Source organism: Streptomyces dioscori, assembly GCF_003024195.1.
Taxonomy (GTDB): domain Bacteria; phylum Actinomycetota; class Actinomycetes; order Streptomycetales; family Streptomycetaceae; genus Streptomyces; species Streptomyces dioscori.
The window spans coordinates 130,095-145,639 of sequence record NZ_KZ679046.1; the positions used below are offsets into that span (position 1 = coordinate 130,095).

At 72.9% G+C, this 15,545-nt stretch carries 16 protein-coding genes and 1 riboswitch; of the genes, 14 read left to right on the forward strand and 2 right to left on the reverse strand.

Annotation, left to right across the window (positions count from 1 at the left end):
* Positions 1-190 precede the first annotated feature (190 nt).
* Positions 191-988 carry a VOC family protein gene (locus C6Y14_RS23275; RefSeq protein WP_107018730.1) on the forward strand — a complete coding sequence of 266 codons (798 nt, stop codon included), beginning with the start codon at positions 191-193 and terminating at the stop codon, positions 986-988.
* A gap of 246 nt (positions 989-1,234) precedes the next feature.
* Complete coding sequence (locus C6Y14_RS23280) at positions 1,235-2,116, forward strand: MHYT domain-containing protein (RefSeq protein ID WP_107018731.1); 882 nt, start codon at positions 1,235-1,237, stop codon at positions 2,114-2,116.
* 119 nt (positions 2,117-2,235) lie between these two features.
* Here C6Y14_RS23280 and C6Y14_RS23285 read toward each other — a convergent pair whose 3' ends face one another.
* Positions 2,236-2,643: a CoA-binding protein gene (locus C6Y14_RS23285; protein WP_107018732.1), complete on the reverse strand. Its 408-nt coding sequence runs from the start codon at positions 2,641-2,643 to the stop codon at positions 2,236-2,238.
* Positions 2,644-2,893: 250 nt separating this feature from the next.
* Positions 2,894-3,080: riboswitch (cobalamin riboswitch) on the forward strand.
* Positions 3,081-3,147: 67 nt separating this feature from the next.
* Here C6Y14_RS23285 and C6Y14_RS23290 point away from each other — a divergent pair.
* The 9 genes from C6Y14_RS23290 to C6Y14_RS23325 all read left to right on the forward strand — a co-directional run bounded on the left by C6Y14_RS23290 (position 3,148) and on the right by C6Y14_RS23325 (position 12,773).
* A complete protein-coding gene (locus C6Y14_RS23290; RefSeq protein ID WP_107018733.1) occupies positions 3,148-4,188 on the forward strand; it encodes an ABC transporter substrate-binding protein in 1,041 nt (346 codons plus the stop codon).
* Positions 4,185-5,213 carry a FecCD family ABC transporter permease gene (locus tag C6Y14_RS23295; protein ID WP_225891226.1) on the forward strand — a complete coding sequence of 343 codons (1,029 nt, stop codon included), beginning with the start codon at positions 4,185-4,187 and terminating at the stop codon, positions 5,211-5,213. Before C6Y14_RS23290 ends, C6Y14_RS23295 begins: the two co-directional genes overlap by 4 nt.
* A gap of 101 nt (positions 5,214-5,314) precedes the next feature.
* Positions 5,315-6,139, forward strand: coding sequence for an ABC transporter ATP-binding protein (locus C6Y14_RS23300; protein ID WP_225891250.1), 825 nt, complete (start codon positions 5,315-5,317; stop codon positions 6,137-6,139).
* Positions 6,140-6,185: 46 nt separating this feature from the next.
* A complete protein-coding gene (locus C6Y14_RS23305) occupies positions 6,186-6,953 on the forward strand; it encodes a hypothetical protein (RefSeq protein ID WP_225891227.1) in 768 nt (255 codons plus the stop codon).
* Positions 6,950-7,525 carry a SixA phosphatase family protein gene (locus C6Y14_RS23310; protein WP_107018737.1) on the forward strand — a complete coding sequence of 192 codons (576 nt, stop codon included), beginning with the start codon at positions 6,950-6,952 and terminating at the stop codon, positions 7,523-7,525. The genes C6Y14_RS23305 and C6Y14_RS23310 overlap by 4 nt, the downstream gene beginning before the upstream one ends.
* 253 nt (positions 7,526-7,778) lie before the next feature.
* Positions 7,779-8,405 (forward strand): YigZ family protein, encoded by a 627-nt coding sequence (locus tag C6Y14_RS23315; protein WP_107018738.1) that lies wholly within the window; start codon positions 7,779-7,781, stop codon positions 8,403-8,405.
* A gap of 68 nt (positions 8,406-8,473) precedes the next feature.
* Positions 8,474-9,637 carry an exonuclease SbcCD subunit D gene (locus tag C6Y14_RS23320; RefSeq protein ID WP_107018739.1) on the forward strand — a complete coding sequence of 388 codons (1,164 nt, stop codon included), beginning with the start codon at positions 8,474-8,476 and terminating at the stop codon, positions 9,635-9,637.
* Positions 9,634-9,768, forward strand: coding sequence for a hypothetical protein (locus tag C6Y14_RS45555; RefSeq protein ID WP_263973087.1), 135 nt, complete (start codon positions 9,634-9,636; stop codon positions 9,766-9,768). Before C6Y14_RS23320 ends, C6Y14_RS45555 begins: the two co-directional genes overlap by 4 nt.
* Positions 9,765-12,773 carry an AAA family ATPase gene (locus C6Y14_RS23325; protein ID WP_107018740.1) on the forward strand — a complete coding sequence of 1,003 codons (3,009 nt, stop codon included), beginning with the start codon at positions 9,765-9,767 and terminating at the stop codon, positions 12,771-12,773. Before C6Y14_RS45555 ends, C6Y14_RS23325 begins: the two co-directional genes overlap by 4 nt.
* A gap of 65 nt (positions 12,774-12,838) precedes the next feature.
* Here the strand turns inward: C6Y14_RS23325 and C6Y14_RS23330 are convergent, their stop codons facing one another.
* Positions 12,839-13,285, reverse strand: coding sequence for an Lrp/AsnC family transcriptional regulator (locus tag C6Y14_RS23330; RefSeq protein WP_107018741.1), 447 nt, complete (start codon positions 13,283-13,285; stop codon positions 12,839-12,841).
* 93 nt (positions 13,286-13,378) lie between these two features.
* Between C6Y14_RS23330 and C6Y14_RS23335 the strand changes: the two genes are divergently transcribed.
* The 3 genes from C6Y14_RS23335 (at position 13,379) to C6Y14_RS23345 (ending at position 15,522) form a co-directional block, all read left to right on the forward strand.
* Positions 13,379-13,891, forward strand: a complete 513-nt coding sequence (locus C6Y14_RS23335) for a rhodanese-like domain-containing protein (protein ID WP_107018742.1) — start codon at positions 13,379-13,381, stop codon at positions 13,889-13,891.
* Positions 13,892-13,978: 87 nt separating this feature from the next.
* Positions 13,979-14,512 (forward strand): immunity 21 family protein, encoded by a 534-nt coding sequence (locus tag C6Y14_RS23340; RefSeq protein ID WP_107018743.1) that lies wholly within the window; start codon positions 13,979-13,981, stop codon positions 14,510-14,512.
* Positions 14,513-14,655: 143 nt separating this feature from the next.
* Complete coding sequence (locus tag C6Y14_RS23345) at positions 14,656-15,522, forward strand: helix-turn-helix domain-containing protein (protein ID WP_107018744.1); 867 nt, start codon at positions 14,656-14,658, stop codon at positions 15,520-15,522.
* The last annotated feature ends 23 nt before the right edge of the window (positions 15,523-15,545 follow it).

Here is a 15,545-nt window from a genome sequence, read left to right on the forward strand (position 1 = left end):
GTGGTCCTGGGCGCCGGTTTGTTTCGGGCCGCAGCGCCGGGTACTCGGGGCGTGGGACCCCGCCCGCCTCCGGGCGAAGGAGGCGTGGGCGGGGGATGCTGAGGAAGACGGCACCACGGCCCGGCCAGTGCTCTCGACGCTGTCGGGTGTCCGCCCACGCCCCTCGGTACGACTCAGGAACGGTACTGCCATGAACAGCGACGCAAGAGTCCGCAGCGACGTCGTCTCCAGTCACTCGGTCGCGGGAGCCCCGTGCTGGGTCAGCCTGACGGCGCGCGACCAGCAGGCCGCCGAGGACTTCTACCAGGCGGTGCTGGGGTGGCGGTTCCGGACGACCGCGCTGATGGACCGGTTCCGGATCGCCTACGCGGACGGGGTGCCGGTCGCGGGCATCGCGGCCGTGGCCACGATGTGGCAGATGGCCGTCGCCTGGACCCCGTACTTCGCCGTGGACAGCGCCGACGAGGCGGTGGCCCGGGGCCAGGAGCGCGGCGGTACGGCGGCGGTCGGGCCCATCGGCTTCCCGCCGGGCCGGGCAGCCCTGCTGGCGGACCGCGACGGAGCCGTCTTCGGCATCTGGGAGGGCCAGCTCGTCGCCGGCTGGGAGACCTGGCGCCGGGCCGCCCCCGCCTTCTTGCGACTGCACACGCGCAACGCCTTCGACGCCGCGATGTTCTACGGCGAGGTGCTGGAGTGGGCGACCTCGCGGCCCGGCTGCTGCGAGGTGCACTACGACGGGGACGAGGTCGTCCTGCGCAGCGACGGCGACGTGGTGGCCCGTATCCACTCCGGCGCGGTGGAGGCCGCCCCCGATCCCACGATCCGGCCGCACTGGCAGGTCCATTTCGCGGTCACGGACGTCGAGGCGTGCATCCGTGCCGCCCTGGAGCACGGCGGTACGGTCCGGGACGGCGCGACCACCACGGAGGCGGTGCTGCGGGATCCCGACGGGGCGCAGTTCACCGTGACGTCCAAGCCTCAGGTGTAGCGGCGCCCCAGCTGTGAAGGCGCCTCAGGTGTGAAGGCACCTCCGGTTGAAGGCGGGGGCGGGCGACCGCAATCGTGCGCCGCGCCACCAGAATGATTCCCTCCGGCCGAATGAAGACCCTTCGTGACCGGAAGTGGCCGATGTGGAATTCCGTTGGCTGCAATTGCACGAAAACCCTTGCTGCAGCCCCGTTATGGCACGTACATATGTCCCCGCAACAGTCGTATTCCGGGGGGATGTTGGCATATGCAAGGCACGGTCGACGGATTCAGTTATGGAACGGTCACCCCGCTCACAGCCTATGTCATGGCCTGTCTGGGCGCCGCTCTGGGACTGCGCTGCATCACCCGGTCCCTGCGCAACGACCAGTCCTGGAGACCGGGTTGGCTCGCGCTCGGGGCGGCGTCGATCGGCTGCGGCATCTGGACGATGCATTTCATCGCCATGATCGGATTCCAGGTCGAGGAAAGCCGTATCCGTTACGACGTCGGCCTGACGATCCTCAGCCTCGCGGTGGCGATCGCCGTGGTGGGTGTCGGTGTCTTCGCCGTCGGTTATCGCGGCGCGAACACGGCGACCCTGCTCATCGCGGGCACCTTCACCGGCCTCGGGGTCGCGGCCATGCACTACATCGGCATGGCCGCCATTCGTCTGAACGGCGACCTGCGCTACGAGATCCGTACCGTCGCGCTCTCCGTCCTGATCGCCGTCGTCGCCGCGACCGCCGCGCTCTGGGCGGCGGTCGCGATCCGCGGCTTCCTGACCAGCCTGGCGGCGAGCCTGGTCATGGGCGTCGCCGTGACCGGTATGCACTACACGGGAATGGCCGCGGTCAGCGTGCATCTGCACGGCGCGGCCGGAGCGCCGGATTCGGGCGACTCCGCCCACTCGCTGCTGCTGCCGATGCTCATCGGCCCGGTCCTCTTCCTGGCGCTCGCGGGAGTCGTCGTGATGTTCGACCCGATGCTCGTCCTCGGGGACGGCGACTGGAACCGGACCGCGTCCGGCCGGCGGACGCCCGCCCCGGGCGCGGAACCGCCCGCCTGGTCGGGCTCGGCGTTCGAGGCTCCGCGGAGGACGGGCCGGCGGGCGTACGAACCCGGGGGAACGGGGCGCCGCGACGGATGAGCCAGGTGCTTGTTCCGGTGTCGCGCCGCCGCTACAGGGCCGTCGGCCGAGCATCGCCGGTTCAGCCCCGCCGGTTCAGCGCGGCTGGTGGAGCATCGCCGGTTCGGCCCGGGTGGGGATCAGCCCAGGCGGGGGATCTCGATCGCCGGGCAGCGGTCCATGACCATGTCGAGACCGGCCGCGCGGGTGCGCTCGAAGGCGGCCTCGTCGATCACGCCGAGCTGGAACCAGACGGCCTTGGCACCGATGGCGACGGCCTCGTCGGCGACGGGGCCGGCCAGGTCGCTGTTGACGAACACGTCGACCACGTCGACCTCGAAGGGGATGTCCTCCAGGGAGGCGTACCCCTTCTCCCCGTGGACCGTCTCGGCCTTCGGGTGGACGGGGATCACGCGCTTGCCGTAGCGCTTGAGCACGTCCGCGACGCCGTACGCGGCACGTCGTTCGTTCGACGACAGGCCTACGACGGCCCAGGTGTCGCCGGTCTCGGTGAGGATCTTGCGGATCGTTGCCTGGTCGCCGTACACGGTTCGCCTCCTGCGGGGGTGAGTGAGGGTGTCGCGCGGGACAACGCCGGGCGCGGGCCGGGGATTCCCGAGGTCGCGCCCGGCGCAGCCGCCGCGGCAGGGGGTGGGGCTGCGGGTCCCTGGGCGGGTGCGGCCCGGTGGGGGCCGTTCGCGCAGTTCCCCGCGCCCCTGGAAGCGGGCGGGCTGCTGTCCGCGCGCCCCTGGAGGCGGGTCGGGAGTCCGCTCTGCCGCAGGGCCCTGAGAGCCGCCGTGATAGCTTGCGAATGCCAGTCGAACCCATGTACGTGGGTCAGGGAATCCGGTGGAAATCCGGAGCTGACGCGCAGCGGTGAGGGTGACGGGCGGGGCATCGGCCACTGGACCGGATGGACGGTCCGGGAAGGCGCCTCGTCCGGGTGAACCCGAGTCCGAAGACCTGCTGGCGGCCTCCGCGGTCCCGAGACGGCGGGGGAGCACCGTACGACCGGGCTCCGCGTTCGAGCCCTCGACGTCTGAGGAACTTCCGTGCCCATCGCACGCCCCACCCGTCCTGCCGCCCTGCTCGTTTCCGGGGTCATTCTGCTGACCGGCTGCGGCGGCGCCGACTCGTCCGGCTCGTCCGGCTCGGCCGCCAAGGGCTCCGCGGCGGCCGTCACCCTGGACAACTGCGGCCACACCGTCCGCGTGGAGTCCCCGCCGCGCAAGGCCGTCTCCCTCAACCAGGGCACCACCGAGATCATGTTCTCGCTGGGCCTCGCCGACCGGATGGTGGGCACCGCCACCTGGACCGACCCGGTGATGAAGGGCCTGGAGAAGGCCGACGCGAAGGTGAAGCGGATCGCCGACAACAACCCGTCCTTCGAACGGGTGCTGGACGCCGACCCCGACTTCGTCGCCGCCTCGTTCGTGTCCACGCTCGGCAAGGGAGGCGTGGCCACCCGCGAGCAGTTCGAGAAGCTGGGCGTACCCGCGTACGTCTCGCCCTCCGACTGCGCGGGCAAGGACAACACCGGAGACGGCGACGGCGCCCGCAAGAAGCCCCTCGGCATCGACGCGATCTACGGCGAGATACGTGACCTGGCCGAGGTGTTCGGCGTGCGGGAGCGGGGCGAGAAGCTGGTCGCCGAGCTCCAGCAGCGGATGAAGAAGGCCACCGCCGGCATCGACGCCTCGGACGTCTCCCTCCTGTACTGGTTCGCCAACTCCGAGTCTCCGTACATGGCGGGCTGCTGCGGCGCCCCCGGCATCATCACGCGGGCGTTCGGCGCGAAGAACGTCTTCGACGACACCCACGAGGAATGGCCCCAGATCAACTGGGAGACGGTCGCCGACCGCGACCCCGACGTCCTCGTCATCGGCGACCTGACCCGCAAGTCGCAGACCGCCGAGTCGGCGAAGAAGAAGATCGAGTTCCTGGAGTCCGACCCGGTCACCAAGAACATGACCGCCGTGAAGAAGAAGCGGTACGTCCTGCTCAGCGGACAGGCCATGAACCCGACCATCCGTACCGTCGAGGGCGTCGAACAAGTGGCCGCCGCCCTGCGGGAGTTCGGGCTCACGGGGTGACCCGCAGGACGGCACGGCCGCGCGTGGGACTGCTCTGCGCGGCCGGCACCGCACTGCTCGTCGCCTCCGTCGCCGTCGCGATCACCATCGGCCCGGCCGACATCCGTGTCGCCGACGTCTGGTCCGTGGTCGCGTCCCATCTCGGCTGGGGGAGTGCGGAGCTGAGTCCCATCCGGGACGGCATCGTCTGGCAGCTGCGGCTGCCCCGCACCCTGCTGGCCGCCGTCTGCGGAGCCGGACTCGCCGTGTGCGGCGCGGTCATGCAGTCCCTGCTGCGCAACCCGCTCGCCGACCCCTTCGTCCTCGGAGTGTCCTCCGGAGCCTCGACCGGCGCGGTCGTCGTGGTCGTCCTCGGCGCGGGCGGCGGACTGGTGTCGGTCTCTGCGGGCGCGTTCCTCGGGGCGCTGCTGTCGTTCGGGCTCGTCCTGCTGCTCAGCCACACGCTCGGCGGGACGACGGACCGCGTGGTGCTCAGCGGTGTCGCCGCGATGCAGCTCTTCTCCGCGCTCACCTCCTTCGTGGTGATGACCGCCGCCGACGCCGAGACCACCCGAGGAGTGCTGTTCTGGCTGCTCGGCTCACTGGGCGGGGTCGGCTGGACGGACGTCTGGGTCTGCCTCGCGGTCCTGGTGGTCGCGCTGGCGGTCTGTCTGGCGTACGCGCGCACGCTGGACGCGTTCGCCTTCGGCCAGGACGCCGCCGCGACCCTCGGGGTGTCCGTGGCCCGCACCCGGCTGGTGCTGCTGTGCGTGACGGCGCTGCTGACGGCCGCGCTCGTCAGCTCGGCGGGCGCGATCGGCTTCGTCGGCCTCGTCCTGCCGCACGCGGCCCGCGCGTTGGTGGGTTCCGGCCACGCCCGGCTGCTGCCGGTCGCCGCCCTGGCCGGCGCGGTGTTCCTGGTGTGGGTCGACACCCTGGCCCGTACCGTGCTCGACCCCCAGGAGGTGCCCGTGGGCGTGGTCACCTCACTCATCGGCGTACCGGTGTTCGTGCTGGTGCTGTACCGGACGCGGAGGACACGATGACGGCGGAGCACATCGGGACGACCGAGCACATCGGGACGGGTGAGCAAGTCGGGGCAGCCGAGGGCGCCGCGGGCACCGCAGGTGCCGGGAAGGGTGAGGCCGTGCCGGACGTCGGCCTCCGGGCCGGCCGCGTCTCCCGTACCGCCGACGGACGCGTCATCCTGGACGGCGTCAGCATCAGCCCCGCCCCCGGCAGCACCGTCGGACTCCTCGGTCCCAACGGTTCCGGCAAGTCCACCCTCCTGCGACTGCTCTCCGGCGTCCTCACCCCGGCCTCCGGCGTGGTCACCCTCGACGGCAGTCCGCTCGGCGAACTGGGCCGCCGCGACATCGCCCGCCGCATCGCGGTCGTCGAGCAACAGGCCGACACCCAGGTCGAGTTGAGCGTCCTGGACGTCGTACGCCTCGGCCGCACCCCGCACCGCCGCGCCTGGACACCCCCGTCGCAGGCCGACGAGGAGGCCGTACGCGACGCCCTGACCCGCACCGGCCTCACCGACCGCGCCCAACAGTCCTGGCACACCCTGTCCGGCGGTGAACGCCAGCGCGTGCAGATCGCCCGCGCCCTCGCCCAGGAACCCCGCGAACTCCTCCTGGACGAGCCCACCAACCACCTCGACATCCAGCACCAGCTCGACCTGCTGAACCTCGTCACCTCGCTGCCGGTCACCAGCGTCGTCGCCCTGCACGACCTCAACCTCGCCGCGATGTACTGCGACCGGCTCGTCGTCCTGCGCGAGGGACGCGTGGTGGCCACCGGGACGCCGGCCGACGTGCTCACCGAAGAACTCATCGCCGAGGTGTACGGCGTACGGACCGCCGTCACCCGCGACTCCGAGGGACCCGACGGCAGGCCGCACGTGCGTTTCCTGGGCACCGTGAGCCGCTCCGAACCCCGGGAATCCGCGCACACGTGTCCGGAATGATGTCGGCATCCCTGCGCGCGGCCCCTCGCACGCCTACGCTCAGCCCGTGCTGCGTATCACCGACGCCCGAACAGGCGACCCCGTCACCGCCACCCCGGCCCGCCGGGGCCTGACCCGCGTCGAGGCGCGGGTGGAGCGCCCCGACGCCACCGGCCTGCGCGTGCTCCTGACCGCCGACGTGCTCGTACGGGCCCTGGAGATCGGCGGGACACCCGTGTGGACCGTGCTGACCGGCACGGAGGGGCGCGCTGAACTCCGGGCCCGGGCCAGGTCGCTGGGCATTCGGCCGTTCGAGGACGAACGCGACAGCGGCCCCGGCCTCGGCGAGGCCCAGGTGCTGAGCGTGCGCGCCCGGACCGACGAGCCGGCCGACGGCGCGACCCCCGCCGGTGGGGCGGCGGGCGCGGGCGGGCTGCGCGTCGAGGTCGCCCCTGCCGACATCGAGCCCGCGGTGGCGCAGGACGACGAGAGCGCCGCCGCCCTGCGGCTCGCTCTGCTCGCCCGCCCCCGGGGCGAGGAGCTACGGCTCGACGCGGCCGATCTCATCGACGCCGAGAACCAGTTGAAGCACTGGCGGGGCGCCGTCGCCGCCTGGGCCACCCGGCCCTCGGGCCCCATCCCCGACCCCGTACGGGAACAGCTGCGCGCCGCCTGGGAGGACGACCTCGACGTGCCCGCCGTCCTGGGCGTCCTCCGGAAGGTGGAGACGTCGGGAACCGTTCCGGACGGGGCCCGCTTCGAGACGTACGCCTACGCGGACCGGCTGCTCGGCCTCGAACTGACCCGGGACATCGGCCGCGGGGCGCCGGCGTGATCGCGCGCGCCGGAGCGGGTCCGCTGCGCCGCCTCGTCGTGCTGCGGCACGCCAAGTCCGCCTGGCCGGACGGTGTCCCCGACCACGAGCGGCCGCTCGCGTCGCGCGGGCGCCGGGACGCCCCGGCCGCCGGGCGCGCCCTCGCCGACGCCGACTGCCTGCCCGACCTCGCGCTCTGCTCCACCGCCGTACGGGCCCGGGAGACCTGGGACCTGGCCGCCGCACAGTGGGGCACGCCCCCGCCGGTGCGGCATGACGCGCGGCTGTACGGGGCGGAGGTGCCCGAGCTGCTCGACGTGGTGCGGGAGGCTCCGGCGGAGGCCGAGACGCTGCTGCTCATCGGGCACAATCCCGGGCTGGAGGAACTGGTTCTCACGCTGGCGGGTGACAGCCTCGACTCCGCGCTGGACGACGTCCGTATGAAGTTCCCCACCTCGGCGATCGCGATCCTCGCGTGGCACGGGTTTGGGTGGGAGTCCCTGGGCCCCGGTGCGGCGCTGCTCACGGATGTGATCGTGGCGCGCGGGAAGAAGGCGCGGGGTGAGAAGGGGCGTCGTGGGCGGGGCCGGTAGGCCGGCCATGCCCTGCGCCCCTGGGGGCGGGTTCTTGGGTGCGGCGTCGCTGCGGCGGGTGTACGCGATTGCGCAGTTCCCCGCGCCCCCTAGAAGGTGCGGCGTTGTTGTGGCGGGTGTACGCGATTGCGCAGTTCCCCGCGCCCCTGAAAGGTGTGTGTGCACGCGCCCTTAAAAGGTGCGGGGGCACGATTGTGCAGGTCCCCGCGGCCCTGAAGCCGGTGTGGGTGTGTGGCGCGCATACGCTGGGGGGATGCCGGACCAGTACCGCACCGTGGCTCGTGCAGGGGTGCACGAGATCGAGATCAGCCGTTCCCGGTTTCTCTGCGCGCTGGCGCCGGTGGCCACCGAGCGGGAGGCTCAGGACTTCGTCGCGGCCGTCCGCAAGGAGCACGCGGACGCCTCGCACAACTGCTTCGCGTACGTCATCGGCGCCGACGCCTCCGTACAGAGGGCGAGCGACGACGGCGAACCGGGCGGCACCGCGGGCGTCCCGATGCTCCAGATGCTGCTGCGCCGCGACATGCGGTACGTCGTCGCCGTCGTCACCCGCTACTACGGAGGCGTGAAACTCGGCGCGGGCGGACTCATCCGGGCCTACGGCGGCTCGGTGGGAGAGGCACTGGACACCGTCGGCACCCTCACCCGCAGACGGTTCCGCCTCGCGACCGTGACCGTCGACCACCAGCGGGCGGGCAAGGTGCAGAACGACCTGCGCTCCACCGGCCGCGAGGTGCGTGACGTCCGCTACGGGGAGGCCGTCACCATCGAGATCGGCCTCCCGGACGCCGACGTGGAGGCCTTCCGGAGCTGGCTGGCCGACAGCACGGCCGGGACCGCGGGGTTCGAGCTCGGGGGAGAGGCGTACGGGGACGCATAGGCCGTATATCGGGCTGATACGGGAGTAGCCGCCCGTGATGTCAGAACCGGCCGTTAGTCTCGGGGATCATGAGGCTCCTGCACACTTCCGACTGGCACCTGGGCCGGGCGTTCCACCGCGTGAACATGCTCGGGGCCCAGGCCGACTTCATCGGTCACCTCGTCGCGACCGTGCGCGAGCGCGAGGTCGACGCCGTGGTCGTGTCGGGGGACGTGTACGACCGGGCGGTGCCCCCGCTGGCCGCGGTCGAGCTCTTCGACGACGTGCTGCACCGCCTCGCCGACCTCGGGGTGCCGACGGTGATGATCTCCGGGAACCACGACTCCGCCCGCCGGCTCGGCGTCGGCGCCGGTCTCATCGGCCGCGCGGGCATCCACCTGCGGACCGAAGCCTCGGCCTGCGGCACACCCGTGCTGCTGAAGGACGCCTTCGGGGACGTGGCCTTCTACGGGCTGCCGTATCTCGAACCGGCCCTGGTGAAAGATGAGTTCGGCGTGGAGAAGGCGGGGCACGAGCACGTGCTCGCCGCCGCCATGGACCGGGTGCGCGCCGACCTCGCCACGCGCGCGCCGGGCACCCGTTCCGTCGTCCTCGCCCATGCCTTCGTGACGGGCGGCGAGGCCAGTGACAGTGAGCGGGACATCACCGTGGGCGGGGTCGCCGCCGTCCCCGCCGGGGTGTTCGACGGGGTCGACTACGTGGCGCTCGGCCATCTCCACGGCAGCCAGCGGATCACCGAGCGCGTGCGCTACTCCGGCTCCCCGCTGCCGTACTCCTTCTCGGAGACCGACCACCGCAAGAGCATGTGGCTGGTCGACCTGGCAGCCGACGGCTCGGTGGCGGCAGAGCGCCTCGACTGCCCCGTACCGCGCGCGCTGGCCCGTATCCGCGGCGGGCTGGAGGAACTGCTCGCCGATCCGGAGCTGGCGCGCCACGAGGAGGCGTGGGTCGAGGCGACCCTCACCGACCCGGTGCGCCCCGCCGACCCCATGGCCCGGCTCACCGAGCGCTTCCCACACACGCTCAGCCTCGTCTTCGAACCGGAACGGGCACCCGACGACCCCGACGTCTCGTACGCCCGGCGGCTCGCGGGCCGCAGCGACCAGCAGATCGCGGAGGACTTCGTGGCCCATGTGCGCGGCGCAGGTCCCGACGAGCGCGAACAGGCCGTGCTCCAGGACGCGTTCGACACCGTCCGTGCCGACGACACGGTCCGCGAGGTCGCCCGGTGACATCCGTGACCGACGAGACCGCCGTGACCGACGAGACCGCCGGGATCGCCGTGCCATCCGTGGCCGACGTGGCCGACGTGGCCGACCGGAACGGTCCGGTCCGCGCGTTCCGCATCGAGAGGACCCGATGAGGCTGCACCGGCTGCACATCACCGCCTTCGGGCCCTTCGGCGGCGCCCAGGAGGTCGACTTCGACGACCTGTCGACCGCCGGGCTCTTCCTGCTGCACGGGCCGACCGGCGCGGGCAAGACCTCCGTCCTGGACGCCGTCTGCTTCGCGCTGTACGGGTCCGTGCCGGGCGCCCGCCAGGGAGGCTCGCTGCGCAGCGACCACGCCCTCCCCGACGTCCGCACCGAGGTGACGCTCGAACTCACCGTGTCCGGGCGGCGATTGGAGATCACCCGGCAGCCGCCCTTCGCCCGTCCCAAGAAGCGCGGCACGGGCACCACGACGGAGAAGGCACAGAGCTGGCTGCGCGAGTACGACGCGCCCGCGGCCTCCTGGAAGGACCTCAGCCGCTCCCACCAGGAGATCGGCGAGGAGATCACCCAGCTCCTGGGTATGAGCCGCGAGCAGTTCTGCCAGGTCGTGCTGCTTCCCCAGGGCGACTTCGCGCGCTTCCTGCGCGCCGACGCCGAGGCCCGCGGCAGGCTCCTCGGCCGCCTCTTCGACACCCAGCGCTTCGCGGCCGTCGAGCAGCGCCTGGCCGAGCGCAGGCGCACGGCCGAGACTCAAGTACGCGCCGGGGACGCCGAGTTGCTCGCCGGTGCCCACCGGATGCAGCAGGCGGTCGGCGACCTCGTCGAACTGCCGCTGCCCGAACTCGCCCCGGGCGACCCGGGACTGGCCGAAGCCGTGCTGGAGTGGGCGGCCGTCAACAGGAGTGCGGCCCGCGAGTGGTTCACGATCGCCCATCGCGCCCAGGCGGCCACCGAGTCGGCGCAGGCCGCCGCGGCCCGCGCACTGGACGACGTACGCGAAGTGGCTCGGCTGCAGCGGCGGTTCGCCGAGGCCGGGGAGCGGGCCGCCCGGCTGGAGGAGCGCTCGGGGGCCCATCGCGAGGCCCAGGCGCGGATGGAGCGGGGCCGCAAGGCCGAGGCGGTGGCGCCCGCGCTCGGGCTGCGCGAGGCGACCGAGGCCGAGCACCGGCGGGCGACGGGCGCCGAGGCACGCGCGCGTGCACGGCTCTCCGAGGCTTTCTCCGAGGCCTTCTCCGAGGCAGGGGCCGCGGGTCTCGCTTCGGCCGCCCGCAAGGCCGCCGAAGAGCTGGGCGGACTGGAGTCGGCCCGCCGGAGCGAGCAGCGGCTCACCGAACTCGCCATCGAACGCGCCGCGTTGGACCGCCAGGAGCGCGCCGACGACGACGTGCTGCACGACGCCGAGCAGTGGCTCTCCGGGTGGGAGACGACCAGGGCCGGGCTCCAGACGCGTATCGAGACGGCCCAGGAGGCCGCCACCCGCGCCGAACAGCTCTCCGTGCAGCGTGAGCCGGCCCAGGCCCGGCTCGGCGCGGCCCGGCTGCGCGACCAGCTCGCCGGGGACACCGACGACGCCCACGCGCGCGTGCTCGCCGCGCGCGAAGAGGCGGCGGACGCGCGTACCCACTGGCTGGACCTCAAGGAACAGCGGCTCCAGGGCATCGCCGCGGAACTCGCCGCGAACCTCGTGGACGGTGCCGCCTGCGCCGTCTGCGGCGCCACCGAACATCCCGCTCCCGCCCGGAAGGTCGACGGACACATCGACCAGCGGGCCGAGGACGCCGCGCTCGCCGCGTACCAGAGCGCCGACGAGCGGCGGGCGGAGGAGGAGAGCCGGCTCGCAACGGTGCGCGAGGCGCTGGCCGCCGCGACCGCGGAGGCGGGCGACACCCCCACCGGCCGACTCGCCGAGCAGGCCGAGGAGTTGGAGCGTCGACACGCCGAGGCGCGGGGCGCCGCCTCCGGGCTGCACGCGGCCGGTGAAGCGCTCCGGCGGGCCGAGTACGAGCACGAACGCCGGGTCGCCGCGCACCAGGAGGCCGCGGTGCGCGGCGCGTCACGCAGCGCGCGCCGGGACGCCCTCGCCCGTGAAACGGCCACCTTGGAAGAGGAGTTGACGCAGGCCAGAGGGTTGGCGAGCAGTGTCGCCGAGCGGGCCGCCCAGCTGGAGCGGCAGGTCTCGACGCTCACAGAGGCCGCGGACACCGCGCGCGTCGCGGCGGACACCGCCCAGCGGCTCAAGGACGCCGACGCGCGACTCGCCGACGCGGCCTTCCGCGCCGGGTTCGACACGCCGCAGGCCGCCGCCGCGGCCCTCCTCGACGACGTGGCCCACCGGGAGCTGCAACGACGGCTCGACGCCTGGCAGCAGGAGGAGGCGACGGTCCGCGCGGTTCTCGCGGAGACCGAGACGGCCGCCGCCGCGGACCGGCCGCCCGCCGACGTCCACACCGCGGAACAGACCGCCGCCGTGGCCGTGCGGCGCATGCGCGAAGCCGCCTCCGCACGCGACGCGGCGGCCCGCCGCTGCACCGAACTGGACCGGCTCAGCCACCGGGCCACCGCGTCCGTGCGCCGGCTGGGGCCGCTGCGCGAGGAGTACGACCGCGTGGCCCGCCTCGCGACCCTCGCGGCCGGTACCTCCGCGGACAACGAACGCAGGATGCGCCTGGAGTCGTACGTCCTCGCCGCCCGTCTCGAACAGGTCGCGGCGGCGGCCAGCGCACGGCTGCAGCGCATGTCCGCCGGGCGCTACACGCTTGTCCACTCCGACGACCGGGCCGGGCGGGGCCGCAGCGGGCTCGGACTGCATGTCGTCGACGCCTGGACCGGGCGCGAGCGCGACACGGCGACGCTCTCCGGCGGCGAGACGTTCTTCGCCTCCCTCGCGCTCGCGCTGGGCCTCGCGGACGTGGTCACGGACGAGGCGGGCGGCGTCCGGCTCGACACGCTCTTCATCGACGAGGGCTTCGGCAGCCTCGACGACCAGACGCTCGACGAGGTCCTGGACGTACTGGACTCGCTGCGGGAGCGGGACCGCAGCGTCGGCATCGTCAGCCATGTCGCGGACCTGCGGCGCCGTATCCACGCGCAGCTGGAGGTCGTGAAGGGGCGCTCGGGGTCGGTGGTCCGGCAGCGGGGCGGCGACGGCGGCTGACGTATGCGGGCGTTGGGTGGCCGACGGACGGCGACGGCGGCTGGTGAACGCCGCGACGGGAGGTCTCAGCGGCCGAGGGGGCGTCGTGGGAGGGGTGAGGAGTACACGACGCTCGTCGTCACCGAGCCGAGTGTGCCGATCCGGCCCGACACCTCCTCAAGGTGGCTCATCGAACGGGTCGCGACCTTGATCACGAAGCAGTCGTCGCCCGTCACGTGGTGCGCCTCCAGGATCTCGGGGGTGGCCGCGATCAGGTCGTGGAACGGCTTGTAGTTTCCGTTCGGGTAGCGCAGCCGCACGAACGCGAGAATCGGCAGACCGAGGCTCTCCGGGTCCACGACCGCCGCGTAGCCCTGGATGACGCCCGCCTCCTCCAGGCGCCGCACCCGCTCGGTGACCGCGCTCGCCGACATGGAGACGGCACGGGCCAGCTCGGCGAAACCGGTGCGGCCCTCGCGCTGGAGGACTTCGAGGATGCGCCAGTCGGTGGCGTCCGGGGAATACGCGGTCATGACCGAGGAATAGCAGCACGATCCCCGGCCGATCAAGCCGGAGGCCGGGGATTGTACCTTCAGCGGGCGCGTCCGCGGCCGTAGATTCGGCCCATGAAGAGCAGCGCCGTCACCCGGAACACCCGTAACCCCGTTCTGCGCGTCGCCCCCGCCTCGCCCGCGGCGGCCGTCGCCCACTTCTCGGCGAGCCTCGCTTTCCATGCCGACGTGTCCGACGTCGCCGCCGCGCTGGCGGCCGGCGGCGGTGACAGCGACGGCGGGGACGACCCCGGTTTCGTCGTCGTCGACTCCCGGTCCACGGAGTCCTGGGACCAGGGGCATGTGCCCGGCGCGATCCACCTGCCCACCGTCCTGATCCCCGAACAGGCCGGACAGCTGCTGGACAAGGCGGTCCCGGTCGTCACCTACTGCTGGGGCCCCGGCTGCAACGGCGGAACCCGGGCCGCCCTCGCCCTCGCCGAACTCGGCTATCAGGTCAAGGAGATGCTCGGCGGATTCGAGTACTGGGTGCGCGAGGGCTTCGAGTTCGAGACCTGGCAGGGGCGCGAGCGGCGTGCCACGGACCCGTTGACGGCTCCGGTCGGAGCCGAGGACTGCGGCTGCTGAGGAGCGTACGGACTCAGTCGCGTATCGGCTCGGCGCCGGGCAAAGGAATCGTCAATTACGGTCTCTCCGGGCGTGTAGTTTCTGCCCATGGCGAGTTATGCGGACCCCAGTTCGGACGAGCGGGTCGAACAGGTGGAGTGGGCCGAGTCCGGCGGTGGGCCGCTCATAGCGATCCCGGAAGTGGTGCTGCCGTTCTGGTCGGGGGCCGACGGCGACGAGCTGGCCTCCGACTACGACCGGGCCTGCGAGGTGGACGGCCTGATCGGCCTGCTGCCCGTCGGCAACACCACAGCCCTCGTCCTCGGCGACGAACCGGCCGCCACCGCCTACCTGCCCGAACACGGCACGTTCGTACGGTGGTCCGCGGGCGAGTCGGAGCGTGAGCTGCCGGCCGGGGTGCCGGCCGCCCTCGCGACGGCGGCGTGGGGGCGCGAGGTGCACTGGCAGGTTCCCGGGACCGTCGTGCTGTTCGACGCGGCGTGGCCGGGGAGCGGGGCCACGAGGGCGGGGCATCTGCGGATCGCCCTCGAACCGGGCCGGTACGCGGTCCGCGCGGCGCACGGCGAACCGGGCCCCGAGACATGGATCGGACTCGTCCAACTCAGGCCGCTCGGGCGCTGATCCGGGGGGCGGGCGCTGTCGGCGAACCGGCCGACGAGCCGCGCCGCGGAAAAGGGCGGCAGGGCGCGGTCCCGGGGCCGGTGCGGGCCCCGGATAGGATCGGGCGCATGGTCCGATCGTCCCGAGGTGACGCGAGCCCCGGGATGTGGCGGCGTGAGTCCGGCACCGTGGTGCTTCGGGTTCCGCCGTTTCCGGAGCAGGCGGTGGCCCCCTTCGCCATCATCGCCGGACTGCAGGTCCCCAGTGTCCCCACCGAGTGGGCGCCGCACGCACACCCCCGGCACGAACTGGTCTGGGTGCGCGGCGGAACGCTGACCTCCCGGGTGGCCGACCGCGTCTTCACCGTGTCCGAGGGGCACGGGCTGTGGATGCCCGCCGGAGTGGTGCACGGAGGCCGGGCGACCGCGGGCGCGAAGTTCTACGAGGCTTTCTTCGCCCCCGACCGCGCGCCGCTGGCGTTCGCCTCCGCCTTCGCGGTCGAGGAGCCTACGGCGATCGCGATGACGCCGTTGCTGGAGTCACTGCTGACCCATCTGTCCCGTACGGATCTCGACGCGGCGGCCAGGGCGCGCGCCGAGTCGGTCGTGTTCGACGTGCTCCAGCCGTCGGAACACCGGTTCGCGCTGCAGCTCCCCGGCGACGCGCGGATCGACGCGATCGCCGAAGCCCTGCTGGACGATCCCGCCGACAACCGTTCCCTGGAGGAGTGGGCGCGGTGTCTGCGGATCAGCGACCGCACGGTCACCCGCGCGTTCCGCCAGGCGACAGGCCTGTCCTTCGCGCAGTGGCGGCAGGTCCTGCGCGTCCACCGGGCGCTGACGCTCCTCGCCGAGGGGCTCGACGTGGCAACCGTCTCCGAGACGCTCGGCTACGCGCAGCCCAGCACCTTCATCGCCTCGTTCCGACGCGTCATGGGCACCACGCCGGGCGCGTTCTTCGACGCGGCCCACGGCACCCCCGCCCCGGCCGAAGGTGTCCGGAATCCCGTATCGCCTGTCCAGAACTCCTGATTGCCGACACCGGAAGCGGAACA